Source organism: Microbispora sp. NPDC088329, from assembly GCF_040685655.1.
In the GTDB taxonomy this organism is placed as follows: Bacteria; Actinomycetota; Actinomycetes; order Streptosporangiales; family Streptosporangiaceae; genus Microbispora.
In genome coordinates, this window is sequence record NZ_JBFBIP010000023.1 from 1 (window position 1) to 23,395 (window position 23,395).

The 23,395-nt window shown below is 72.3% G+C and carries 18 protein-coding genes; 10 read left to right on the plus strand and 8 right to left on the minus strand.

From position 1 onward, the window contains the following. Positions 1 to 376: 376 nt before the first annotated feature. Positions 377 to 2,983, minus strand: a complete 2,607-nt coding sequence (locus AB0O28_RS32050) for an AAA family ATPase (RefSeq protein ID WP_363646305.1) — start codon at positions 2,981 to 2,983, stop codon at positions 377 to 379. 115 nt (positions 2,984 to 3,098) lie between these two features. Further along, entirely contained in the window at positions 3,099 to 3,641 is a 543-nt protein-coding gene (locus tag AB0O28_RS32055) for a TetR family transcriptional regulator (protein WP_363646306.1), read from the minus strand. 108 nt (positions 3,642 to 3,749) lie between these two features. Between AB0O28_RS32055 and AB0O28_RS32060 the strand changes: the two genes are divergently transcribed. Continuing rightward, positions 3,750 to 6,035, plus strand: a complete 2,286-nt coding sequence (locus AB0O28_RS32060; RefSeq protein ID WP_363646307.1) for an MMPL family transporter — start codon at positions 3,750 to 3,752, stop codon at positions 6,033 to 6,035. 34 nt (positions 6,036 to 6,069) lie between these two features. Here AB0O28_RS32060 and AB0O28_RS32065 read toward each other — a convergent pair whose 3' ends face one another. From AB0O28_RS32065 to AB0O28_RS32075, 3 genes are all read right to left on the minus strand, one after another. Further along, complete coding sequence (locus AB0O28_RS32065) at positions 6,070 to 7,338, minus strand: cellulose-binding domain-containing protein (RefSeq protein WP_363646308.1); 1,269 nt, start codon at positions 7,336 to 7,338, stop codon at positions 6,070 to 6,072. A 360-nt stretch (positions 7,339 to 7,698) separates the two neighbouring features. Further along, positions 7,699 to 9,918, minus strand: coding sequence for a serine/threonine-protein kinase (locus AB0O28_RS32070; RefSeq protein WP_363646309.1), 2,220 nt, complete (start codon positions 9,916 to 9,918; stop codon positions 7,699 to 7,701). A 71-nt stretch (positions 9,919 to 9,989) separates the two neighbouring features. Next, positions 9,990 to 11,273, minus strand: a complete 1,284-nt coding sequence (locus AB0O28_RS32075; RefSeq protein ID WP_363646310.1) for an amidohydrolase family protein — start codon at positions 11,271 to 11,273, stop codon at positions 9,990 to 9,992. A 74-nt stretch (positions 11,274 to 11,347) separates the two neighbouring features. On the opposite strand from AB0O28_RS32075, the gene AB0O28_RS32080 reads away from it, so the two are divergent. Together AB0O28_RS32080 and AB0O28_RS32085 are read left to right on the plus strand one after the other, a co-directional pair. Next, positions 11,348 to 11,854, plus strand: a complete 507-nt coding sequence (locus AB0O28_RS32080) for a MarR family transcriptional regulator (RefSeq protein ID WP_363646311.1) — start codon at positions 11,348 to 11,350, stop codon at positions 11,852 to 11,854. Positions 11,855 to 11,914: 60 nt separating this feature from the next. Continuing rightward, positions 11,915 to 12,571 carry a ThuA domain-containing protein gene (locus AB0O28_RS32085; RefSeq protein WP_363646312.1) on the plus strand — a complete coding sequence of 219 codons (657 nt, stop codon included), beginning with the start codon at positions 11,915 to 11,917 and terminating at the stop codon, positions 12,569 to 12,571. A gap of 10 nt (positions 12,572 to 12,581) precedes the next feature. On the opposite strand, the gene AB0O28_RS32090 is transcribed toward AB0O28_RS32085, so the two are convergent. Together AB0O28_RS32090 and AB0O28_RS32095 are read right to left on the minus strand one after the other, a co-directional pair. Continuing rightward, the gene (locus tag AB0O28_RS32090; RefSeq protein WP_363646313.1) at positions 12,582 to 13,523 is read right to left on the minus strand and encodes an SIS domain-containing protein; all 942 of its coding nucleotides are present in this window, start codon (positions 13,521 to 13,523) and stop codon (positions 12,582 to 12,584) included. A gap of 49 nt (positions 13,524 to 13,572) precedes the next feature. Beyond that, positions 13,573 to 14,661 carry a hypothetical protein gene (locus AB0O28_RS32095; RefSeq protein WP_363646314.1) on the minus strand — a complete coding sequence of 363 codons (1,089 nt, stop codon included), beginning with the start codon at positions 14,659 to 14,661 and terminating at the stop codon, positions 13,573 to 13,575. Between the two features lie 125 nt (positions 14,662 to 14,786). On the opposite strand from AB0O28_RS32095, the gene AB0O28_RS32100 reads away from it, so the two are divergent. From AB0O28_RS32100 to AB0O28_RS32115, 4 genes are read left to right on the plus strand one after another with little or no spacing between them, the layout of a single operon-like run. Further along, complete coding sequence (locus tag AB0O28_RS32100) at positions 14,787 to 15,881, plus strand: spermidine/putrescine ABC transporter substrate-binding protein (RefSeq protein ID WP_363646315.1); 1,095 nt, start codon at positions 14,787 to 14,789, stop codon at positions 15,879 to 15,881. Further along, the gene (locus AB0O28_RS32105; protein ID WP_363646316.1) at positions 15,878 to 16,744 is read left to right on the plus strand and encodes an ABC transporter permease; all 867 of its coding nucleotides are present in this window, start codon (positions 15,878 to 15,880) and stop codon (positions 16,742 to 16,744) included. The genes AB0O28_RS32100 and AB0O28_RS32105 overlap by 4 nt, the downstream gene beginning before the upstream one ends. Beyond that, complete coding sequence (locus tag AB0O28_RS32110) at positions 16,737 to 17,510, plus strand: ABC transporter permease (protein WP_363646317.1); 774 nt, start codon at positions 16,737 to 16,739, stop codon at positions 17,508 to 17,510. The genes AB0O28_RS32105 and AB0O28_RS32110 overlap by 8 nt, the downstream gene beginning before the upstream one ends. Further along, positions 17,507 to 18,574, plus strand: coding sequence for an ABC transporter ATP-binding protein (locus AB0O28_RS32115; RefSeq protein WP_363646318.1), 1,068 nt, complete (start codon positions 17,507 to 17,509; stop codon positions 18,572 to 18,574). Before AB0O28_RS32110 ends, AB0O28_RS32115 begins: the two co-directional genes overlap by 4 nt. Here AB0O28_RS32115 and AB0O28_RS32120 read toward each other — a convergent pair. Then, complete coding sequence (locus AB0O28_RS32120; RefSeq protein WP_363646319.1) at positions 18,552 to 19,169, minus strand: TetR family transcriptional regulator; 618 nt, start codon at positions 19,167 to 19,169, stop codon at positions 18,552 to 18,554. The genes AB0O28_RS32115 and AB0O28_RS32120 overlap by 23 nt on opposite strands. Before the next feature lie 118 nt (positions 19,170 to 19,287). On the opposite strand from AB0O28_RS32120, the gene AB0O28_RS32125 reads away from it, so the two are divergent. Genes AB0O28_RS32125 through AB0O28_RS32135 form a run of 3 tightly spaced genes read left to right on the plus strand, consistent with a single transcriptional unit; the run spans position 19,288 to position 23,394 of the window. Continuing rightward, on the plus strand, positions 19,288 to 20,574 hold the full coding sequence (locus AB0O28_RS32125) for a glycosyltransferase (RefSeq protein ID WP_363646320.1): 1,287 nt from the start codon (positions 19,288 to 19,290) through the stop codon (positions 20,572 to 20,574). Then, positions 20,571 to 21,986 (plus strand): FAD-dependent oxidoreductase, encoded by a 1,416-nt coding sequence (locus AB0O28_RS32130; protein WP_363646321.1) that lies wholly within the window; start codon positions 20,571 to 20,573, stop codon positions 21,984 to 21,986. The genes AB0O28_RS32125 and AB0O28_RS32130 overlap by 4 nt, the downstream gene beginning before the upstream one ends. Positions 21,987 to 21,996: 10 nt before the next feature. Then, on the plus strand, positions 21,997 to 23,394 hold the full coding sequence (locus tag AB0O28_RS32135; RefSeq protein ID WP_363646322.1) for an aldehyde dehydrogenase family protein: 1,398 nt from the start codon (positions 21,997 to 21,999) through the stop codon (positions 23,392 to 23,394). Position 23,395 lies beyond the last annotated feature (1 nt).

The following is a 23,395-nucleotide window of genomic DNA, read 5'->3' on the forward strand; positions in this document are numbered from 1 at the left end:
CCCCACCAGCGACAACATGGAGCCACAACCCGCCCCCAGCCCCGCCACGCCACCCCCAACCGAGCCCCAGGACGTCGAAAACCCGGACCGGCAACACCCCCGACAACACCAAGCACCAAGCGCCAGGCACCAAGCGCCAGACCCAGACAGCCGGCCAGCTACCCACACCGACCCGGCCCGGCAAGGGTGCCGGGGCTCCAGCGGACCCCTGCGCCATGGGTGCGCACGCGGCGGGAACGGATACAGCGCAGCTGCTCACAGACAGAGCGCTACATGCACACGAGACGGACGCGGCACCGGCCCCGGGACGGGTTACCTGCGATGGGCGGCATGCGCGTGGACGCGTACGCGGCACCTGCGGCGGGAGGCGGACTCGTCACAGCTCGCCGCGTTCGACGGCCAGGGTCAGCTCCACGCGCGACCGCAGGCCGGTCTTCGCGTAGACGCGAGTGAGATAGACCTCCACGGTCTTTCGGCTGTAGTGCAGCTCCTCGGCGATCTGCGGGTTGCTCAGCCCGTCGGCGACCAGTTCGATGACGCGGCGCTCCCCGGGGGTGAGGCGGCCCGCCGACTCGGGAACCAGCCCGGCCTCGCGCAGGCGGCGTTCCGACAGCGCCGCCCAGGGCGCGGCGCCGAGCCGCGTGAAGATCGCGTGCGCGCGGGGGAGTTGTGTCGTGTCACCGAGCGCGCCGAGCACCAGCCGGGCCCGAGCCTCCTCGAACGGCAGACCGTCCGCTCGGGCCCGCTCCAGGCCGGCGCCGGCTCGCGCCCGGTCCCGGAACGCCCAGCCCACCGCCAGGTCGGCGGAGAGCCGGGCCCGGGGGGTCCCGTTCGTGGACCGCTCGTCCAGCCGGGAGGCCGCCGCGCGGCAGCCCGCGTCGTCGCCCGCCGCCCCCGTCACCAGCACCTCGACCGCCAGGGCCCGGTGCACCACCTCGGGCACCTCGTACGCGAGAGCGTCGGCGAGTTCGCGCCGTGCGGCGGCGAGGCCGCCCCGGCCGAGCGCCAGGCGCGCGCGGAACACGCATCGCATGCCCTGCTGCAGCGCGCAGCCGGGCGGCGGTTCGGCGAGGACCCGCGCAGCCTCGTCCAGCCTGCCCTGGTCGAGCAATATGTCCAGTTCCATGTTGCGCAGCAGGGCGAGGTTCTCCAGCAGGCCCGCCTCGGCCAGCGCCCGGCCTGCGACCGCGATCTCCTCCAGCGCCCGCGCCCATTCGCCGCTCATCCGCCGGATCACGGCCATGGTCCGTACGTGCTGCCCGGCGATGTCGTGCCAGCCGAGGCCCCGGTGGATCTGCTCGGCCTGGTCGAGCACTTCGACGGCGCGGGAGCGCAGGCCGGCTGTCGCCAGCACGTGCGCCGCCGACTCCAGCGACGCGAGCCGGGCGCCCGGCGGCAGCGCCGCGGCGAAGGTGAGCAGGTCGTCGACCGCCCGCCGCGTTTCGGCCCAGTCGCCCTGCACGAGCGCGTGGAGGGCCAGATAGCCGACCGTGATCGCGCGGTCCTGCGGCGGGCAGTCGGCCACGCCCTCCCAGGCCCGCCGTGCCGCCTCCCCGCTGGGGTGACCCATCTCCGCGCTGACCAGCGCCTGCTGGGCGAGCAGCGCCGAGGCGTCGTCGGCCTTCGGGATCTGGCGGCGGGCCACGTCGAGGGCCACCTCGTACCACCCCATCGCGTGGGCCGCGCCGACCGCGGTGTACGCGGCGCGGGTGCCGCGGCGGCCGGCGGGCAACGCGGCGAGCGCGCGCTGGGCCGAATTCAGGGCAAGAGCGGGCCGTGAGCCCTTCCAGTACGCGAGAGCCTGCCTGGCCAGCAGTTCGCCCGGCTCGGCGGACAGTTCGGCGGCCTTGCCGTACCAGTGCGCGGCCGACAGCGGCGCGGTCCAGCGGGTGAGCTCGGCCGCGCGCAGCACCGCGGGCAGGGCCTCGGCGGGCGGCCCCGCCTCGGCCATGTGGGTGGCCCACTCCAGGACGCGCCTGGTCCCGGTCAGTCCCTCGCGTTCGAGCATGTCGGCGATGCGGCGATGCACCCCGCGCCGGCCGGCGGCGCCGAGGTCGTCGTAGAGCGCCTCGGCCACGAGCGGGTGCGCCAGCGCGTAGCCGTCACCGTTCCTGGTGACCACGCCATCCCTGACCAGCGCCTCGATGGCGCGTTCGGCCCGGGGTGGGTGGAGTCCGGCAAGTTCGGCGAGCGCGGGGAGGCCGGCGGTCTCCCTCGTCCGCGACAGCGCGGCCAGCACGCGGGCGAGGTCGCGTCCGCCCCGGTCGCGCTGGAAGAGGCGGCTCAGGATCGCCCCCCGCCGTGCCCCCGGATCCGCCGAGCGTACGGCGCCGCCGTGCACCAGGGCCAGCACGGCCTCCTGCACGAACCACGGGTTGCCCCGGCTCGCGACGTGGATCCGCCGCAGGACGGTGTCGCTCGGCGTACGGCCGAGCAGCCCGGTGACCAGGTCCGCGACCTCGGTCATGGTCAGCGGCTGGAGCCGTACGGACATGTCGACGTCGATGGCGGGAGGGTGGCGGGCGGTGCCGAGGATCGCGACGGCGTCGTGGCGGCGGGGGAGGGCCCGCAGCACGCCCAGCGTGTCGGCGTCGGCCAGGTGCAGGTCGTCGATGGCGAGAAGGGTGGGACCGGGCAGCGACTCCAGCAGCCGGGCGGCCATCGCGCCGGGTGCCGCGGCCGGGTGCCCGAGCGCGGCCTGGTCTATCGCGTCGAGCAGGTCAGACAGGGCGTCGGCCGCCCCGCCGCGCAGGGCCCCGAGCGCCTCGACGAGTGGGGCGTAGGCGCGCCCGCCGTCCAGTTCGCGGGCCTGGCCGCGCAGCACCCGGAAGCCGTTCAGCCGCGCGGCGGCCTCACCGAGCAGGTGGGTCTTCCCGATGCCGGGCTCGCCGAGGATGAGGACGGTCCGCGGCGTCTTCGACAGGGCCGACACCACCTGGTCGAGGGTGCCCGCGCGGCCCTCGCCGACGGCCGGTACGTCCACGGCTCGCCGTCACTCCCTTCACATCGTCCCGCTGGTGTCTCCTAGGACGCGGCGGAAAGGTTGAACGTTCACACGAAATGTGACGCGCTCACAGAGTGATCGCAAGGGGGTCCGTCTATCGAGATTCGAACACGGCGACGGCGGCAGCGCACAGCGTCTCCTCGATCACCTCGGCGGGCATGTCCATGGTCTTCACCACACCGGTTCGCACCGCGCCGAGGGCGGCCCAGGCGCGTACGCGCGTGCCCGGTGAGGGGTCGGGCCCGGCCAGGCGGGTGAACAGCTCACGGCCGACCTCCCTGATCGCCTCGCCCGGAGATCCTGGAGGGACGCTGTCGGCGCCGCCGACGTCCTCGGTGAGCAGCCGGATCACCGTCCGGTGCCGTACGGCGAACGCGGTGAGCGCGCGCAGGAACTCCCGATGGCCGGAGAACCGGGCGCCGAGCAGCGCGAGCAGGTCGTCGGCCGCCGGGGCGACGAGCTCGGCCGCCAGCCGGTCCTTGGGGTGAAAGTGATAGGCGACCGCGGTCTTGGTCAGACCGATCGCCGCCGCGATGTCGGCGAGCGACACGGCGGCGTACCCCCGCTCCGCGAACAGGTCGCGGGCCGCGGCCAGGATCCGGGACCGGGTCGCGTTGCCCTGGTCGGATGTGGTCATCGTCTCATTTTCCGGCGCGCCGTCCGCCCGCCGATAAGTCCCGTTTACCCTCGTTCTGTATGGCCGTACAGGACGGCCGTCAGGACATGATACCCGGGGCGGACGGCGATGAGCGGGATTCTGGGGCGGCTCGGCGGATGGTGCGCACGCCACGGCTGGATCGTGCTGACGCTGTGGGTGCTGGCGGCGGGCCTGCTCACCGCGGGCACCCTGGTGTGGGGCCGGCCGGTGAGCAACGACGTGTCGATCCCCGGTACGGACGCGCAGCGGGCGCACGAGCTGATGAGCGAGGGCTTCGGCCCGGGATTCGACCCGGGCGGGACCGTACAGCTCGTCCTCCACACCGCGAACGGCACGCTGACCGACACGTCCCGCGAACAGGCCGTCGAACAGTCGATGGACGCCCTGCGGCGCGTTCCCCACGTCGTCGAGGTGGATACGCCGTACCGGGCGGGCGGCATGTCGTCCAACCGGCGGATCGGCATGATCACCGTACGGCTGGAGGGGCAGGACACCACCAAGATCGTGCAGACCTCCGAGCGGCTCGTCGCCGCCGCCGCGCCGGCGGTGCGGGCGGGCATCGAGGTCGTCCCGTCCGACGGCTCCACGCCGGCGGACAAGCAGATCGAGACCGGGGCCAGCGAGATCGCCGGCGTCGTCGTCGCGCTTCTGGTGCTGCTGTTCGCCTTCGGGACGCTGGTCGCCGCGCTCGTGCCGATCTTCACCGCGCTGATCAGCATCGGCGTGGGGCTCGGCCTCATCGCGCTGCTCGGGCACGTCGTGGACGTGCCCTCGACCGCGTCGATCCTGGCCACGATGATCGGCCTCGGCGTCGGCATCGACTACGCGTTGTTCCTGCTGTCGCGGCACCGGACGCTGCTGGCCGGCGGTGTGCCGGTGCGGGAGGCGGTCCGGCGCACGGCGGCCTCCTCGGGTGGGGCCGTGCTGTTCGCCGGCGGCACGGTCGTGATCGCGCTGAGCGCGCTGATGTTCGCCGGCGTCCCGCTGCTGCGCACGCTCGGCTGGATCACCGGCGTCTCGGTCGTGTGCGCCGTGCTCACCTCGATCACGCTGGTTCCCGCCCTGCTCGGCATCCTCGGCCACCGGGTGAACGCGCTGCGGCTGCCGCTGGCCGGGCGCACGGTCTTCTCCGGGCGCACGGTCTCCTCCGAAAGCACGGGCCGCCGCGACGGCCCGGCCACGGGCTGGGCCAGGCTGGGCGCCTGGGTGGCGCGCCGCCCCTGGCGGGTGCTCGCCGTCACCGCGGTCGTGCTGGCGGCGCTGGCCGCTCCCGCGGTCACGATCAAGCTCGGCCCCCTCGACAACGGGTACGGCGACAAGGGCACCCCCGCCCGCCGGGCGTACGAGCTGATCGAGACGGGCTTCGGCCCGGGGGCCAACGGCGGGCTGGTCGTCGTGGCCGAACTGGACCGGAAGATCGCCGGTTCGACGCCGCCCGACCCGGTCGTGCGGACGCTGGCGCAGCGGGTGGAGCACACCGAGGGCGTCGCGGCCGTCTCCCCGCCGAAGGTCAACGAGGACGGGCGCTCCGTGCTCATCCAGGCCGTCCCCGACTACGCGCCGAGCGACTCGCGGGCCTTCGACGTGGTGAAGCGCATCCGCGCCATCGAGGTGCCCGGGGCGCGCGTCCACGTCGGCGGAGAGGTGGCCGGAGTGGCGGACATGGGCGACCGCATCATGGCCAGGACCCCGCTGGTCGTCGGCGTCGTCGTGCTGCTCAGCGCCCTGCTCCTGCTGCTGGCCTTCCGCGCGCCCCTGGTCGCGATCAAGGCGGCGCTGATGAACCTCGTCTCGCTCGGCGCCGCCTTCGGCGCCCTGGCCGTGGTGTTCTCTCACGGCCTGGGCAGCCGTCTGGTCGGCATGGATCCCCCGCCCTCGTCCGGGGGGTCCTCCCTCGACCCGCTGTTCTTCTCGGTGCCGATCGACACGTACGTGCCGCTCATGCTGTTCGCCGTCCTGTTCGGTCTGTCGATGGACTACGAGGTCTTCCTGCTGACCTCCGTACGGCAGGCCTACGCGCGCAGCCGGGACAACCGGAGCGCGGTGGCCGAGGGGCTGGGGTCGACCGGCCGTGTCATCACCTCCGCCGCTCTGATCATGGTGGCGGTGTTCACCGCCTTCATCGCCTATCCCGACCCCCTGGTGAAGGTGTTCGGGGTCGGGCTGGCCGTGGCCGTCACCGTCGACGCGACCCTGATCCGGGGCTTCCTCGTGCCCGCCACGATGGTGCTGCTCGACCGGCTCAACTGGTGGATTCCCCGCTGGCTCGACCGGATCCTGCCGAACCTGTCGATCGAGGGCCACGAGGAGGACGGTGAGCCCGCGAAGACGGAGCCCGAACCGGCCGGTGCCGGCCGGCACGCCCGCCCCTGACGCGGTCACACGTCCGGGGCGGGCCTCCACCGGGTCAGAAGTTCTTGGTGCGGACCGTCCAGGGAGCCTTGGCCGCCAGGCCCGAGGAGCCGAGGATGTACGCGCGAGCCGTGGCGTTGCCGTTGAGCGTCATGTCCAGGAACTGGACCACGGTGGTCATGCCGTCGGTCATCTGGCTGCCGGTGATGAACCCGACGTGACCGGCCTGGGGATGCTCGGCCAGCACCGCCGCCACCTGCGTGAGGTCGTAGTTGGCCCGGGTGTTGTCGTAGGCGATGTCGGAGGGCCCGCCGTCCAGGAACATCACCGGGGTGTGCAGCTTGGCCAGTTCCGCGCGCGAGTATCCGAACGAACCGTCGGCGAACAGCCCGCTGTCCAGCGAGACGACGCTCTTGACCCGCCGGTCCTGGCCGGCGATCAGCGCTTCCAGCCCCCCGCAGGAGTGCCCGGCCGTGGCGACCTTGGACAGGTCGAGGCGCTGGTAGAGCGGCGAGCCGGCGCGGCTGTTCTCCCGCTCGGCCCAGCTGATCCCGTCGGTCAGCAGCGACGGAATCGGGGAACCGCTCTGCACGCCGTTCGACGCGCCGTCGACCGAGGCGGTGTCCACCACGACGAACCCGCGGGCCGCGATGAACGTCAGCGCCTGGATCACCTCGCTGCCGTTGGTGTGCGCGCAGGCCCCGTTGCCGAAGACCAGCACGGGCATGGGACGCCCGACGGACGAGGGGTTCGACGGCCGGAACACGGTGTAGCGGTTGGTGCCGTACGCCCCCTCCCGGGTGACCGGGAAGTTGTTCTCGATGGCCGGCCTGGTCGGCGGTGTGGGACTGGCACTCGGCGAGGCACTGGGGCTGGGGGTGGGGCTGGGGGTGGGACTGGGACTGGGACTGGGACTGGGGGAGGTGACGCCTCCGGTGCAGGCCACGCCGTTCAGGGCGAAGCCGGACGGCACCGGGTTGGAGCCGTTCCAGCTGCCGTTGAACCCGAAGCCGGCGCTGCCGCCGCTGGGCAGGTCGCCGTTGTAGGAGGCGTTGGTCACCGTGACCTGGGAGCCGGACTGGGTGTGGGTGCCGTTCCACAGTTGCGTGATGGTCTGCCCGGCCGGGAACGACCAGGTCAGCTTCCATCCGTTGATCGGGTCGCCGAGGTTGCGGACGCTGACGCTCGCGCCGAACCCGCCGGGCCACTCGCTGGTCACGGTGTAGACGACCTGGCATCCGGCCGTGGCCGCCGACGCGACGTGAGCCCCGGCCACCCCGGCACCGGCCGTCAGCAGCGCGGCGACGGCGGCGGACAGTCTCAACCGCCGGCGAAAAGTGCTGTCATGTCGCACAGGCTTTTCCCATTCTTCGAGGTGTGACGTTCGCGCCGACGAATGCACGCTGGTGGAAACACGGCTTTCGGCCCCCGCGCCGGCGCGACATGGGTGTGAGCGCTAACAACGCCAGGACGCCGATGTTGTCCGTGAAGGCGCTCCGCCGCTGCCGGGAGTCAATCCCGGCACGGAGGGACGAGTCAACGAAGCGGCGTTTCCGCTGTTCTCACGACGCGGCGCCGGATCCCTGTCGAATCCCTGTCGAACAGGCGCGACGGGAAGCGGGTGAAAGCCCGGCCGTGCGGACACCGGTGAATATTTCATTCCTCCTGTCCGCCGTCGCCCGTGTCAAGTGATCACCGGAGGGGGCGGGCTGTCCTGCGGATCGGGACTCTGCCGGCCCGGGTTGCGCGGCCCGGGATCGTCCGGCCGGGGATCGTCCGGCCGGGGACCGCCCGACCCGGGGTTGTCCGGCGCCGGGCTTCTGGGCGGGCCGGAGGACGGACTCTCGCGCGGGTCGGGCGTGGTGGGCGGACTCGGGCTCTCCTTTCCGGGGCCTGAGCCTGAGGCGCCCGAAGGGGACCCTTGCGGCTCCGGGCACCGGGGGCCCGTGACGGTCCTGGTGGCCGACCTGGTGGTGCCGCCCGGCGACGCCGTGACCGACACGCTCCGGACCTCCACGTAGCCGCATCGGGGCGCGCCGCGCGGAGCGCCGAACGTCGCGGTGAACCGCTCGGCGTACCGGCGCGACCCGGACAGCGTGCGGTCCTCCGCGTCCCGTGCGGTGCTGGTCCGGCCGGCGTATGTGACCCTGCGGACGAAGGCGACGTGCAGGTCCACCGGGTCCTTCGTGGCCGACCTGACCCCGACGACGGCCGTCGTGCCGTCCCAGGCGTCGATCTCCACGCCCTCGACGGCGGGCGCGGGGCAGGGCGCCCCGGTGAGCTTCTCCGTGCGCGTACGGGTCCCTCCGCGTGCGGCGGGCACCGTGGACACCCGGACCTGCCGGTAGACGGTGGTCCCGCAGGCAGGAGAGGGGAAGGGCTGCTGCAGGCCGATGTGGTAGGAGGTGGCGCCCCGCAGCGCGACCGTCTGCGGCGCAGTGGCGGCGAGCGCGTCCGGCGACGGCCCGGAGGCGAAGCGCGCGGTGAGCAGGACCCGGGCCGTCGTGCCGGCCCCTACGTCGACCGTGACCGCCTGGCCGTCGAACGCCGCGATGCCGAGGCCCGTGACCCGCACCGGTCCCGGTGACGCGGTCGCGCCCATGTGGGACGGGGTGACGGCCGGCTCGGAAGAACCCGGTGGCTCGGAAGGATCCGAAGGATCCGGCGGCGTGGCCTCCCCGGTGGACACCGGTGTGCCGGACGGCTCGGGCGGCGTCGTCCCCACGTTCTCGTCCGGCGGGACGTCCGCGGCCGGGACGTCCCCTGCAGGGACATCCGCCGGGACGTCCGCCTCCGGGACAACGGCGGCCGGAGGGCCGGCGGCCGGGGGAGGCACCGCCAGGGCGCTGTGCGGCGGCGGGGTGAGCAGGGTGTCCCGCGCGACCGGGGTCTGCCGGTTGGCCGCGACCACCGCCGCGATCACGATGGCGGACAACACGGCGGCGCCGATGACGAGCCGGGGAGCGAAACGCGCGAGCCGTTCGGCCAGCACGGTCTGGGCGAGGGACGTGGACGCCTCGACCGGCTCGGCCGGAGCGGCGAGGGGGAACGTCAGTGCCAGCAGGGTCGCCAGTTCGGCCAGGTGGCGGCGGCCTCGCTGCTCCCAGTCGGGCCCGTACGCGGCGGTCGCGGCGGTCTCCAGATCGGAGATGAACGCCCGCGCCGTCGGCGGCCGGTCCGCCGGGTTCTTGGCCATGCCGCGCGTGATCAGGTTCCGCACCGAGCCCGGCACGTCCGCCGCCGGAATGGGAGCGCCGCGGTGCAGCATGCGCAGCGCCGTCAGGTCGTCGGCCCGGTACGGCCGGCGCCCGGTGAGGCACTCGTAGAACACGCAGGTGGCCGCGTATACATCGGCGGCCGGGCCGGCGAGCCCGCCGTACCACTGCTCGGGAGCCATGTAGGGCGGCGTGCCCGCGGGGGCCTCCGCCGAGCCGCTCGGCGTCGCGATGCCGAAGTCGGACAGCTTGCTCGTCCCGTCGGCCTGGATCAGCACGTTCTCCGGTTTGTAGTCCCGGTGGACGATTCCCGCGGAGTGCGCGGCCGACAGGCCCGACAGCGAGCCCTTCAGCACCACCAGCGCCGCTTCCGGGCTGGTCGAACCGTGTTCGGCGAGGATCCTGCGCAGCGAGACCCCGTCGACGAGTTCCATGACGATCGCCGCGCCGTCGCGCGCCTCGACGTACTCGTACAGGCGCACAATGCCGGGATCGCTCAGCTCGACCATGACCCGGGCCTCGTGCCGGAACCCGGCGAGGAAGCGCCGATCCCGCCGCAGTTCCTCGCGCAGGTACTTGATCGCCACGTAGGCGCCGGTGGTGACATAGGTCGCCAGCACGACCCGCCCGGCACCGCCCGCGCCGAGTTCGCGCACCTCCCGGTAGCCCGGCACCGACCAGGCGTTCATGACGCCGCCCCCTCGGATAGCTTCGACTCAAGGTCTCACCCGAAAGGGCGGTTGTCACCGGAGCAAAAACGTCACCTCGCGGATGTAGTCCGAGCCTGCGCGGTCACGTGCCGGGCAGCCCGTACGGCGAGGTCGCGTGCCCGGTCCACGTTCAGGTTTGTCAGCCGGCCCCCGCGCTTGACGGCCCGCCCGCCGACCAGCACCGTGTCCACGGCGGCGGTGTCGGCCGCGGTGACGACCGCGGCGACCGGGTCGTGCACGGGCGCGAGACCGGGGGCCCCGGCGTCCAGGACGACGATGTCGGCCTGCTTGCCGGGGCGCAGCGAGCCGATCCTGCCGTCCATGCCCAGCGCGGCCGCGCCCTCGATCGTGGCCATGCGCAGCACGTCCGCCGCGGTGAGAGCGGGCCCGTCCCGGCGGGCGCGTCCGGCCGCGAACGCCGCGCGCATCACGGAGAACATGTCGCAGGGAACGTCGGTGACCGTGTCCACGCCGAGTCCCGTGGTGATCCCGGACGACCGCAGCCTGCCGGTCTCGGGATGGCCGTGTCCCATCTGCGACTCCACCGCCGGGGCCACCGAGGCCGTGCCGCCGCTGCCGGCGATCAGCTTCAGCGACTCGTCCGGCATGCCGTTGCAGTGCACGAACAGCACGTCCGGGCCGAGCAGGCCGGCGGCGTCCAGCCGCTCGACCGGGCCCTCGCCGGTGGCGTGCAGGCTGACCCGCAGGCCGAGATCGCGGGCGAGCGCCCAGTCGGCCCGCGCCGCCTCGACCGAGCCGTAGACCGGGCCCCACGCGGCGAAGGCCGCGGTGACCAGGCCGTCGTCGGACGGCAGGAGCGCCGAGCGGACCCGCCGCACCTCGTCCTCGGCGCGGTCGGCGTCGCCCGTGCCCCGATGGGCGTACCCGAAGACCGCCCTCACCCCGGACTCGCGTAACGCCTCGACGGCCGCGTCCGTGTGGTCCGGGGTGAGCTGGATGTGCGACCAGTCGTAGACGGTGGTGACGCCGGCGTTGAGCGCCTCGATCGCGCCCCAGAGGTTGCCGGCGTACACGTCCTCCGCGCGGAACGCCGGGGTCAGAGTGCCGAGGACCAGGTCGAGGTACTCGCCGAGCGTCGCGTCGGCCGCGATGCCGCGCAGCACGCTCTGCCACACGTGGCGGTGGGTGTCCACGAAGCCGGGAAGCACGATGCCGCCGGCGGCGTCGATGATCTCGGCGTCTTCCGCCCACACGTCCGGCTTCGGGCCGGTCGAGACGATGACGCCGTCCTCGATGACGACGGCCGCGTCCGGTACGACGTGCGGATGCGGCTCGGTGTCGACGACGGTGCCGTTGACGATGACCGTTCTCATGGCAGGCCTCTTTCTCGAATGCTTTCATAAAAGCTTTCTGTAAAGCTATCAGCATGAGGGACTAGGCTCAACCCATGCGACAGCGGGACCGGGTCGACGAGATGATCGAGGGATGGCGGGCCGAGCTGCCGGAGGCGGCGACCGTCCAGCTGGAGATCGTCAAGCGCGTCAGCCGGCTCAAGGCCCGCATCGAGGAGGTCACGCAGGCGGTGCTCGGCCGCCACGGCCTGACCTACGCCGAGTTCGACGTGCTCGCCACCCTCCGCCGGGCCGGCCGGCCGTACCGGCTCAAGCCGAGCAGGCTCGCCTCCCACCTGATGCTCACCACCGGGGGAACGAGCAACATCCTGCAGCGGCTGGCAGGCGCCGGGCTGGTGGAGCGGGAGCCGGATCCGGCGGACGGGCGCAGCTCGTGGGTCAGGCTCACCCCGCTCGGCGTCGAAAGAGCCGAGGAACTGTCACTGGCGACCACGCAGGCGCACCGGGAACTGCTGGCGGACGTGCCGGAACACGCCGCGCGCGCCCTGGCCGACCTGCTCAGGGACGTCCTGCTCGCGCTGGGCGACCGCAGCGGGCCCTGAACCGCCGCCCCGGCACGCGTACGGTCCCGGGCGTTCGCGGACAGGGCCTATCGTGCTTGCATGCCGCGCAACCTCATCCTGTCCGGGGGAGTGGCCCACGACTTCCCGGCCACTTCGGCCGCCCTCGCGGGCGTGCTCGCCGAAATCGGCATCGACTCGGAGATCACCGAGGACATCGCCGGAGCCCTGGCCGGGCCTCCGCCGACCGGCCTGATCACGGTCAACGCGTTCCGCTGGAGGATCGACGGCGACGACTTCGCGGAGGAGCGGGACCGCTGGCGTTTCGAGACGCCCGGCTCCGTCAGGCGGACGCTACTCGATCACCTCGCGAGGGGCGGCGGGCTGCTCGCCGTGCACACCGCCTCGCTGTGCTTCGACGACTGGCCGGAGTGGGCCGAGATCCTGGGCGGCGCGTGGAGATGGGGCAAGTCGTACCACCCGCCGATCGGGCCGGCCCGGGTCCGGCTCGGCGGCGGTCATCCGATCGTCGACGGCCTGACCGGCTTCGAGGTGACCGACGAGGTCTACACCGACCTCGACGTCCTCCCGGACGTGGAGCCGCTGGCGTACTCGGCGGACCAGCCCCTGCTGTGGGCGAGGACCGTGGCGGGCGGCAGGGTCGTGTACGACGCGCTCGGCCACGACACCCGGTCGTACGAGAGTCCGGTGCACCGCACCCTGCTGCGCCGGGCGGCGCGGTGGCTCCTCGGGAGCTGACCTCCGGGACCTACCGCCCCCAGAGCGTCGCGGCGACGAGTTCGGGCACCAGCGTCTCGGTGAGCAGGGCGACGTCCGGGTCGTCGTCGTGGAGAAAGCGCACCGCCGCCGCCTGCCCCTCGACCTCCCCGCCGACCGCCAGCACGCGCGACCCGCGCATGCGGATCCATTCCATCGCCTGCTCGTCGTAGCGCGACCCGGGGAACAGCACGGCCCGGTAGTCGCGGGTCTTGGTGAGATAGACGTCCACGTGCGCCCAGTCGCCCGTCTCGCACGCGTCCGCCTGGATGCGCGGTCCCTCGCGGAACATCAGCGCCGACTGCTCCGCCGACGACAACCGCTCGGCCGGCGCGATCGTGTAGACGCCGTGCGGCCCGTCGAGCAGCCTCACGGCGTCCACCAGCCACTCACGCCGGTGCTCCAGCAGGTCGGTGGTGGCCGCCGCGGCCCGCCGTACGAGGCCCGCCACGGCACCGGGGCCCTCGGCGAGCGTGAGCAGCAGGGCGAGCGTGTGCTGGAAGGTCCGGCAGGCGACGCCGCCCCGCTCCTCGCCCGCGAGCATCGGCACGACCAGGTCGGCGCCCTCGGTGACGGGGGAGCCGGGCCGGTTGGTCAGCGCCACGACGAACGAGCTGCCCCGGTGGCGGGCCAGGGCGTCGAGCGTCTCCCGGCTGCCGCCCGTCGCCGACACGACGACGGCGGCGGTGCGCGGGCCGGGCGGGGTGCCGAGCGCGGCGGAGGCGTACTCCGCGACGGCGTCCACCCCGGCCGCCCGCAGTCGTTGCGCCGCCACCCCCGCGGCGTAGCGCGAACTGCCCATGCCGAGGAACACGACGCGGTCGAACCGCCGCGTCAGCCCCTCGAACGGATCGCCGCCGTCCAGGAGGCCGGCCAGCGCCTCCAGTGCCTCCGGCTTCGCCTCCAGGTCGGCGAGAAAAAGCCCCGCGTCCACGCGTCCATCCCCTCGTTGTTAAGGCGTTTCGTAGTCGGGCGTTTCGTGGTCAGGCGTACCAGGCCCGCAGCACGCCCATCGGCGCGTACCGCCAGCGCGGCAGGTGGCGGGCGGCGTAGATCAGTTCGCGGCACTCCTGCTCGACCTCGAACGGCCGCAGCAGCGACCGGTCGAGCAGGTCGGCGCGGCCGGCCCGCGCGAGCGTCCGGGCGTAGGCCGCCGTCAGGTCGCGGCGCGACGCGGCGGCCCAGGCGGCCGTCGCGTCCGGGTCGGCGGACCTGCGTCTGACCGCCACCTGCCCCGCGTGGTCCACGCTCGTCGTGAGCTGCGCGAGGTCGCGAGCCGCGGGCTGGTAGGGGTCGGCGTCCGCCACGGTCGGGTTGCCGTCGAAGTCGACCACCGCGTAGCCGTCCCGCCAGCGCAGGATCTGTCCGACGTGCAGGTCGCCGTGGACGCGGATCAGCGGTGTGGCGGGGGTGCGGGCGAGGGGCTCCAGCTCGCGGCGCAGGGCCTCGGCCCGTCCCGCCAGCCACGCGCCGTCCGCGCCGTCCGTCAGCGCCAGGGCCTCACGCAGCGCATCCTCGGCGCGGCCCCGCCACGCGCCCTCGCCGGGCGGCGACAGCCGTACGGGGTCGGGGATGACCGCGGACGGGGTGGCCATCGCGAGGTGCAGTTCGGCGGCGAGGGTGCCGACCTCGGCGGCGAAGCCGGTGCGGCCGGCCTCCGCCTCGTCGACGCACCACTCCCAGCCGTCCCGCGCCTCGGGCAGGTACGCCGTCACCAGGGCGACCAGCGCGTCCTCCCAGTAGACCGCCGCGTACGGCGTGGCCGTACGGGCGAAGCCCGCCAGGTGCGCGAGCAGGCGGGGCGCAGGATGGGGGGCCCGCGACGGCCGGGGGAACCACTTGACCACTACGGTGTCACCCGCGATCACCGACTGGTTGGTCTGGTCCACGGTGATCGGCCGCTCTCCCGGAGGCACCGGCGGCAGCGGCCGCAGCGCCCGCACCGAGAAGGGCGGCGGAGCGAACCCGCGCGCCAGATCGCGCAGGACGCAGCCGGTGACTCCGTCGCCGATCTCCAGCAGGAGGAGGCCGTCCGGCTCCTCGGTCACCCGCGGCCAACGGGAGCCGTCCACTCAATCTCCTGAACGTAAATTCAACAACACAACCAAATTACAGGTTTAACGTGGCATCCGAAGTTTTGTCCATGTTGAGCTATCGTGCAACACTGGCCGCCATTCCTCACGCAAGGGAGCCCCCCATGACACGTCGCGTGCCCGTCGTCGTGGCCTCTGTTTGTCTGGCCTCCGCGTTGACCGCCTGTGGTGGCGGCGGCGCGGCCACCGACTCCGCGCCCACGAAGCTCAGTGCCAGCGCGGACCTATCCAAGCAGAGCCTGACGATCTCCATCTGGGACGGGTACAGCCCGAAGGATCTGCCGGAGCGAGTGAAGGCCAAGCTCGGTTTCGACACCAAGGTCGCCATCCACGACACGAACGAGACGATCATGGCCAAGCTGACCGCCGGCGGCGACAGCGGCATCGACGTGGCGTTCGTGTCCGGTCAGTACGCGCAGGCGCTCAACGCGCAGGGCCTGCTCGAGCCTCTCCACCGCGACCTGATTCCGAACCTGAGCAACCTCTACCCCGAGGCGTCCCAGCTCGCCTACGACAAGGGCAACGTCTTCTCCGTCCCGTACACCTGGGGGACCACCGGGCTGTGCTACCGCAGTGATCTGATGAAGACGCCGCCGACGAGCTGGAAGGACCTGCTCGAACCGGCCAAGGACGTGAAGAAGAAGATCACGATGATGACCACCGAGCGGTGGCTGGCGCTTCCGGCGCTCAAGCTGCTCGGAGCCTCGGTCAACACCACGGACCAGGCCACGATCGACAAGGCCAAGGAACTGCTGCTGAAGGTCAAGCCCGACCTGCTCGCCTACGACGACACCACGTTCGGCGACCGGCTGAAGTCCGGCGAGGCCGTGATGGTCGAGGCCTGGGACGGCTGGTGCCCGACGTCGGAGAAGAACATCAAGTTCGTGGTGCCGAAGGAGGGCAGCGACCTCTGGGCGGACACGATGGTGATCCTCAAGAGCTCCAAGAACAAGGAGGCGGCGCACGCCTTCATCAACTACATCCTCGACCCCGAGGTGCACGGCTGGGTGCCCGCGAACATTCTGTACAGGATCCCCAACAAGGCGGCCATGGAAAAGGTCGACCCGAAGCTGCTCGAGAGCTACCCGACGCTGGCGGAGGCGCCGTCCGAGCTGCTCAAGGGTGAGAGCCTGGTCGACCTGGGCGAGGTTTCCACCGCCTACACGCGACTGTCCACCGAGGTCTCGGCAGCGCAATGACGGCCCGACAGCCCGCCCGCTTTCTCGGGAAGGCGGCCGGCCGTCTCGCGACGATGGGGCCCGGGTTCGGCTTCCTGACCGTCTTCATGCTGGTCCCGCTGGCGCTGGTGCTGAGCTACACCGTGTTCCGGCGGGGCCGGTTCGGGGGAGTGGTCTACGAGCCGACGGGGGAGAACTTCACCCGCCTCGCCGACCCGCTCTACCTCGACGTGGTGATCGGGTCGGTGAAGCTCGCGGCGATCACGACGCTGCTCGCCCTGCTGCTCGGCTATCCCACGGCGTACCTGATCGCGAAGCTGCCCGCCCGGTGGAAGGTGATCGCCCTGGTGGCGGTCGTGCTGCCGTTCTGGACGAACTTCCTCATCCGCACCTACGCCTGGATCGTGCTTCTCAACTCCGAGGGGCCGGTGAACTCCGGGCTGAAGGCACTCGGGCTGGAGCCGGTGAAACTGCTCTACACGGACGGCGCCATCGTCGCCGGGCTGCTCTACGCCTACCTCCCGCTGATGATCCTCCCGCTGTACTCGGCCGTGGAGAAGCTGGACCCGGAACTGCGGGAGGCCTCGGCGAACCTGGGCGCGCGGCCGGCCAGGACGTTCTGGTCGGTCACGCTTCCGCTGTCGCTGCCCGGCGTGCTGACCGGCTGCGTGTTCGTGTTCGTGCCGAGCCTGGGCAACTTCGTGATCCCGGAGCTTCTCGGCGGCGGGCGCCGGATCATGGTCGGCAACCTCATCCGCGACCAGTTCCTCAAGGCGCGCGACTGGCCGTTCGGTTCGGTGCTGGCGCTGGCCGTGATCGCCGTGCTCGTGTTGCTGCTGTTCGCCCAGGCGTGGGCCTCGCGGAGGGCGGGACGCGGTGCGTAGACACGGCTGGCTCCGGCTGCCCTTCTGGCTGACCTACCTGTTCCTGTACGCGCCGATCGTCGTGCTCGTCGTGATGTCGTTCAACCGGAACAAGTCGCCCTACACGTGGGGCGGCTTCTCCCTGGACTGGTACGGCAGGCTGGCGGAGAACGACTCGATCCGCACCGGGCTGGTGAACACGCTGATCGTCGCCTTCGGTTCGACGGTGCTGTCCACGGTGCTCGGCACGCTGCTCGCGGTCGGCCTGGCGCGCCACACCCGCTCCCGGCTGCTCGACGCCCTCTCGACCCTTCCCGCGATCCTGCCCGATCTCGTCATCGCGATCGGACTCCTGGTGTTCTACACCGCGATCAAGCTGACGCTCGGGCTGCACTCCGTGCTGATCGCGCACACCGTCTTCGGCATGGCCTTCGTCACGGCCGTCGTACGGGCCAGGCTCGGCGGGATGGACACGTCCCTGGAGGAGGCGTCCCGGGACCTCGGCGCGGCCCCGCTGACGACGTTCGTGAAGATCACGCTGCCCACGCTCGCCCCGGGCATCGTCGCGGGGGCGCTGCTCGCCTTCACGCTCTCGCTGGACGAGTTCGTGATCGCGTTCTTCACCGCGGCTCCGTCCGAGCCGACGCTGCCGATCGTCATCTACTCCATGGTGCGGTTCGGCGTGACCCCAGAGATCAACGCGCTGGCGACGCTTCTGCTCGCGGTGAGCTTCACCGTCGTGATCGTCGCGCAGCGCCTGACCAGACTGACCGAGGCACTGCGATGACTCTCATATCCATCGACGGCGTGAGCCGCCGGTTCGGCGAGGTGACCGCCCTCGATTCGGTCAGCCTCGACATCCGGCAGGGCGAGTTCTTCGCCCTGCTGGGGCCGTCCGGCTGCGGCAAGACCACCCTGCTGCGGATCCTCGCCGGGTTCGAGCAGCCGGACACCGGCTCGGTGCGGCTCGACGGGTCCGACCTGCTCGCGATCCCCGCGCACCGCCGCCCGGTCAACCTCATGTTCCAGTCGTACGCCCTGTTCCCGCACATGAGCGTGGAGAAGAACGTGGCGTACGGCCTGGAGCGGGAGCGGCTGCCCCGCGCGGAGATCCGGGAGCGGGTCGCCGCGGTGCTGGAGACCGTCGGCCTGACCGCACAGGCCCGCCGCAGGCCGCACGAGCTGTCCGGCGGGCAGCGCCAGCGGGTCGCCCTGGCCAGGGCCGTCGTCAAGCGCCCCCGGCTGCTGCTGCTCGACGAGCCGCTGAGCGCCCTGGACAAGAAGGTCCGCTCGGAGATGCAGCTCGAACTCAAGCGGCTGCAGCACGAGGTCGGCATCACGTTCGTCGTGGTCACCCACGACCAGGAGGAGGCCATGTCGCTCGCCGACCGGATCGCGGTCATGAACGGCGGCAGGGTCGAGCAGGTGGACGCTCCCGCGGACCTCTACGAACGGCCGCGCACGCCGTTCGTGGCCGGCTTCATCGGGGCCAACAACCTCTTCACCGGCAAGGTGACGGAAAAGGGGCTGGAGGTGGACGGGCTGGGCGTGCTCCCCGCGCCCGCGGGGCCCGTGGAGGGCGAGACGGCGATGCTCGCGGTACGGCCGGAACGGATCCGCCTCGACCCTGTCACGGAGGATCAGGGGGTGCTGCGCGGCCGGGTCGTCGACGTCAGCTTCTACGGTGGCGTCTCCCACGTGGCGCTGAGCCTGGCGGGCCACGACCGCAACCTGCTCGCGGCCACGCAGGGGCGGGCCAGGGTCGAGACCGGCGCCGAGGTCGTCATCGCCTGGGACGCCGACGACGCCGCCCTCGTCCCGACGGAGGTCAGCGGCGGTCAGCCGTCCTGAGCGGGTTGCCCGTGGCCAGGCGGGCGTAGTCGAGGATCAGCTCGACGGCCCTGTCGGAGTCGATGGAGTGGTGCCGGGCGACGATGCGGTAGCCGTACGCGTCCTCGAGGGCGACGAGGTTGCGGGCGATGGTCTCGGAGTCCTGCGCCAGCGTGAAGACACCGTGGGCGGCGCCCGTCTCCAGGATCGTCTGGTACATCGACACCTGCCGGTCGAACAGTGTGGTCAGCAGCGCCGCGTAGACGCGGTTGCGGCCGGCCGCGCCGCCGAGCTCGCACAGCAGTCGCACCCCCGCGTCGTCCGGGCCGTCGGGCAGGCCCGAGCGGATCGTGACGATGAGCTTGTCCGCCGGGTCGGAGATGCCGCTTATCTTCTTCACGCGCCGCTCGTAGAAGCGCTCCATGCCGGCGTGCTGAGCCTCGATCAGCAGGTCGCGCAGGTCGGGGTAGTGGTAGAGCACCGCGCCGGAGGTCAGCCCCGCCTCCTCGGCGATCTGGTTGAGGTGTACCCCTTCGGCGCCGTGCAGGAGCATCGCCCTGTGGGCCGCCTCGATGAGGTCGAGCCGCCGGTCCGCCTTGCTCTTGCGCTGAGTCATCCCACCCCTGTCATTGCACCTCGCTTCATATCGCCCGACACGATACCCCTCCAGGTCTTGACGGGTGTATCAGGTAGGTATTTGAATCACGCTTCAACTAGAATAAGAGGAGCCCCGAATGACGGCCACGCCCTTGACGATCCTGTTCATGCCGGAGAGCGCCTACGGGCCGACGAACAACTGCGTCGGCATCGGCGACGTTCTGCGCCGCCGCGGTCACCGCGTGGTGTTCGCCGCGGAGGCGTCGTGGAAGGGCAAGCTGGAAGCGCTCGGCTTCGAGGAGGACCTGGTCGACCTGGCGCCGCCGGCGCCGGAAGAGGACGGGGCGGAGCAGGACGCGGGGCAGTTCTGGAAGGACTTCATCCGCGACACGGCGCCGGAGTATCGCAAGAGCACCCTGGACCAGCTGGAGACGGTGATCAAGCCGATCTGGGAGGCGTTGATCGACGGGGCCAAGTACTGCGAGCCGCAGCTCAAGGCCATCATCGAACGGGTGCGGCCGGACGTGATCGTCGAGGACAACGTGCTGGTCTTCCCCGCCCTGGTGACGGCGGGCGTCCCGTTCGTACGGATCGTCTCGTGCAACCCGCTGGAGGTGCAGGGCCCGGGCGTGGCCCCGCCGTTCTCCGGACTGCCGGCCGACGGCACCGGCTGGGCGGAGTTCCGGGCGGAGTACGACCGGACCCACCGTGAGATGTGGGAGGCGTTCAACGCCTGGGTGGTCGAGCAGGGCGCTCCGGCGTTGCCGGAGTTGGAGTTCATCCACGAGGGTGACGCGAACCTGTACGTGTATCCCGAGATCGCCGACTACACGGCGGAGCGGCCCCTGGGGGACTCCTGGACCCGCGTCGACTCGTCCGTACGGGAGACCGACGAGGAGTTCGCGCTGCCGGACATCTCCGGCGAGGGCGCGCTGATCTACTTCTCGCTGGGCTCGCTCGGTTCTGCGGACGTCGAGCTGATGCGCCGCGTGATCTCCGTGCTGGGCCGCACGCCGCATCGCTACATCGTCTCCAAGGGCCCGCTGCACGAGGAGATCGAGCTGGCCCCCAACATGTGGGGCGCGGAGTTCGTCCCGCAGACGAAGATCATCCCGTTGGTCGACCTGGTGATCACGCACGGCGGCAACAACACGACGACCGAGGCGTTCCACTTCGGCAAGCCGATGATCGTCATGCCGCTGTTCTGGGACCAGTACGACAACGCCCAGCGCGTGCACGAGACCGGCTACGGCGTCCGCCTGGACACCTACGGATTCGCCGACGAGGAGCTCACCGGGGCCATCGAGAGACTGCTCGGCGACCATGGACTGCGCGACCGGCTCGCGGCGGCCGGCGAGGAGATCCGCCGCCGCGACGGCCTGCGCGTGGCCGCGGACGTCATCGAGAACATCGCGGCCAAATGACCAAGGGAAGCCGTCTGATCGGGGACGCCGCTCCGCGGGTCTTCTGGACCGACCGGCCCGGGGCACCCGGCCCGTACGAGCCCCTGCGCGGCCGCACCACGGCGGACCTGCTGGTGGTCGGCGGCGGCTTCACCGGCCTGTGGGCCGCCGTGCTGGCCAAGCAGGAGAACCCCGCCTGCGACGTCGTCCTCCTGGAGGCGCACTCGATCGCGTACGGCGCGAGCGGCCGCAACGGCGGGTTCGTCTCCGACTCCCTGACCCACGGGCTGGGCCAGGGAGCGAGGCTGTGGCCGTCGGACAACGCGGCCCTGCTCGCGCTCGGGCGGGCGAACCTCGCGGCCATCGCCCGCTTCGTCGACGACCACGGCATCGACGCCGACCTCCGCCTGGTCGGCAAGACCACCGTCGCGGTGGCGCCCCACCAGGTGGAGGAGCTGAAGCGGGCCGAGAAGCTGCACCGCGAGCACGGCGAGGACGCGGTGTTCCTCGGCCGCGACGAGATGCGCGCGGACGTCGAATCGCCCACCTATCTCGCGGGGCTGCGCCTGCGCGGCACCGGCGGCGTCCTCGACCCCGCCGCGCTCGCGTGGGGCCTGGCCCGCGTCGCGGCGCGGCTCGGGGTGCGCATCCACGAGGGCACCGAGGTCACCGCGCTGACCCGGACGCGGACCGGCGTGGAGGCCGGGACGAGAGGCCGCGGCGTGGCGAACGGCGGGTCGGACGGCGCGGTGAGCGCCGGGCAGGTGCTGCTGGCCACCAACGCCTTCCCCTCGCCCCTGCGCAGGCTGGGCCTGTTCGTGCTGCCGGTCTGGGACTACGTGCTCGTCACCGAGCCACTGTCTCCCGAGCAGCGGGCGTCGCTCCGGTGGCCGGAGGGCCAGGGCCTGACCGACGCGGGCAACCGGTTCCACTACTACCGGCTCACCCGCGACGATCGCATCCTCTGGGGCGGGTACGACGCGATCTACAACTTCGGCGGCGGCGGCTCGCAGCAGCGCGACGCCACGCACGAGCGGCTCGCGCGGCACTTCTTCGCGACGTTCCCGCAGCTGCGTGGCCTGCGCTTCACGCACAGGTGGGGCGGGATGATCGACTCGACCAGCCGGTTCACCCCGTTCTTCGGCACGGCGATGGGCGGGCGGCTGGCCTACGCCCTCGGATACACCGGCCTCGGCGTCGGCGCGTCCAGGTTCGGCGCGCTGACCGGTCTCGACCTGCTGGCCCGGCGGTCCACCGAACGGACACGGCTGCGGATGGTCCGCCGCCACCCGGTGCCGTTCCCGCCCGAGCCGCTGCGCTGGCCGGTGGTGCAGCTCACCCGCCGCGAACTCGCCCGCGCCGACGAGAACGAGGGCCGCAGAGGGCCCTGGCTGCGGTCACTCGACCGTTTCGGCATCGGCTTCGAAAGTTGAGGACGACCTCATGACGACATTGATCAATCCCGCCGACGGCCGGGTCATCGAGGACGTGCCCGACACCCCGCTCGACGGGGTGGCGCGGGCCGTACACCTGGCCCGGGAGGCCTTCGAGCAGTGGCGCGAGACGACGCCGGGGGAGCGGGCGCGGGTGCTGCTGCGCCTGGCGGACCTCGTCGAGCGGGACGCCGCGGAGCTGACCCGGCTTGAGGTCGAGGAGACCGGCAAGCCCGCCGCCGTGTTCCGGGACGGCGAGCTGCCGTTCGCCGCCGACAACCTCCGGTTCTTCGCCGGCGCGGCCAGGTCCCTGGACGGCACGGGCGCCGGCGTGTTCAGCGCCGGATACACGTCCGTGCTGATCAGGCGGCCGATCGGGGTCGTGGGGGCGATCGCGCCGTGGAACTTCCCCCTCATCATGGCGGTGTGGAAGATCGGCCCGGCCGTCGCCGCGGGGAACGCCGTCGTGATCAAGCCGGCTCCCCGTACGCCCCGCACCACGCTGCGGCTCGCCGAGCTGTTCGCCGAGGCCGGGGCACCGGAGGGCCTCGTGCGGGTGGTGACCGGCGGCGCGGACGTGGGGCGGGCCCTGGTGACCGACCCCGGCGTGGACATGGTCAGCGTCACCGGGTCCACCGCCACCGGCCGCGAGGTCATGCGCGGTGCGGTGGACGGCCTCAAGCGGGTCCATCTGGAGCTGGGCGGCAAGGCCCCCGCGCTCGTGTTCGCCGACGCCTCGCTGGAGGACATGGCGGCCGGGGTGGTCATGGGCGCCACCTACAACACCGGTCAGGACTGCACGGCCGCGACCAGGGTGTACGTCGAAAGGTCGCGGTACGCCGAGGCGGTCGAGGCGCTGCGGGAGGCCGTCGCCCGCGTCCGGCCCGGCGACCCCTGGGCGCCGGACGCCGACATCGGCCCGCTGATCAGCACCGAGCACCGTGAGCGGGTCCACGGCTTCGTGACCAGGGCGTCCGGCCGCGTCGTCCACGGGGGCGCGCCGATCGACGGCCCCGGCTTCCACTACGCGCCCACGCTGATCGCCGACGCCGACCCGGCGAGCGAGATCGTGCGGAGCGAGGTCTTCGGCCCGGTGCTGGTGGCGATGCCGTTCGACGGCGAGGACGAGGCGGTGCGGCTCGCCAACGCCACGCCGTACGGGCTGGCCTCGTCGGTGTGGTCCACGGACGTGGCCCGCGCCCTGCGCGTCTCCCACCGGCTGGACGTGGGCGTGACGTGGGTGAACGACCACCTGCCGATCGCCTCGGAGGCGCCGCACGGAGGCGTGAAGGGCAGCGGGTTCGGCAAGGACCTGAGCCAGGAGGCCGTGCAGGAGTATTCGGTCACCCGGCACCTCATGATCAAGCACGCGGCCCCGCAGTCGCGCGACTCGTTCCGCCCCGCCTGAC

Excerpts from the sequence above, each read along its gene's own strand:
- AB0O28_RS32055 (WP_363646306.1), bottom strand. The coding sequence starts at position 3,641 with ATGACCACATCCGACCAGGGCAACGCGACCCGGTCCCGGATCCTGGCC.
- AB0O28_RS32060 (WP_363646307.1), top strand. The coding sequence starts at position 3,750 with ATGAGCGGGATTCTGGGGCGGCTCGGCGGATGGTGCGCACGCCACGGC.
- AB0O28_RS32070 (WP_363646309.1), bottom strand. The coding sequence starts at position 9,918 with ATGAACGCCTGGTCGGTGCCGGGCTACCGGGAGGTGCGCGAACTCGGC.
- AB0O28_RS32075 (WP_363646310.1), bottom strand. The coding sequence starts at position 11,273 with ATGAGAACGGTCATCGTCAACGGCACCGTCGTCGACACCGAGCCGCAT.
- AB0O28_RS32080 (WP_363646311.1), top strand. The coding sequence starts at position 11,348 with ATGCGACAGCGGGACCGGGTCGACGAGATGATCGAGGGATGGCGGGCC.
- AB0O28_RS32085 (WP_363646312.1), top strand. The coding sequence starts at position 11,915 with ATGCCGCGCAACCTCATCCTGTCCGGGGGAGTGGCCCACGACTTCCCG.
- AB0O28_RS32100 (WP_363646315.1), top strand. The coding sequence starts at position 14,787 with ATGACACGTCGCGTGCCCGTCGTCGTGGCCTCTGTTTGTCTGGCCTCC.
- AB0O28_RS32105 (WP_363646316.1), top strand. The coding sequence starts at position 15,878 with ATGACGGCCCGACAGCCCGCCCGCTTTCTCGGGAAGGCGGCCGGCCGT.
- AB0O28_RS32115 (WP_363646318.1), top strand. The coding sequence starts at position 17,507 with ATGACTCTCATATCCATCGACGGCGTGAGCCGCCGGTTCGGCGAGGTG.
- AB0O28_RS32120 (WP_363646319.1), bottom strand. The coding sequence starts at position 19,169 with ATGACTCAGCGCAAGAGCAAGGCGGACCGGCGGCTCGACCTCATCGAG.
- AB0O28_RS32125 (WP_363646320.1), top strand. The coding sequence starts at position 19,288 with ATGACGGCCACGCCCTTGACGATCCTGTTCATGCCGGAGAGCGCCTAC.
- AB0O28_RS32130 (WP_363646321.1), top strand. The coding sequence starts at position 20,571 with ATGACCAAGGGAAGCCGTCTGATCGGGGACGCCGCTCCGCGGGTCTTC.
- AB0O28_RS32135 (WP_363646322.1), top strand. The coding sequence starts at position 21,997 with ATGACGACATTGATCAATCCCGCCGACGGCCGGGTCATCGAGGACGTG.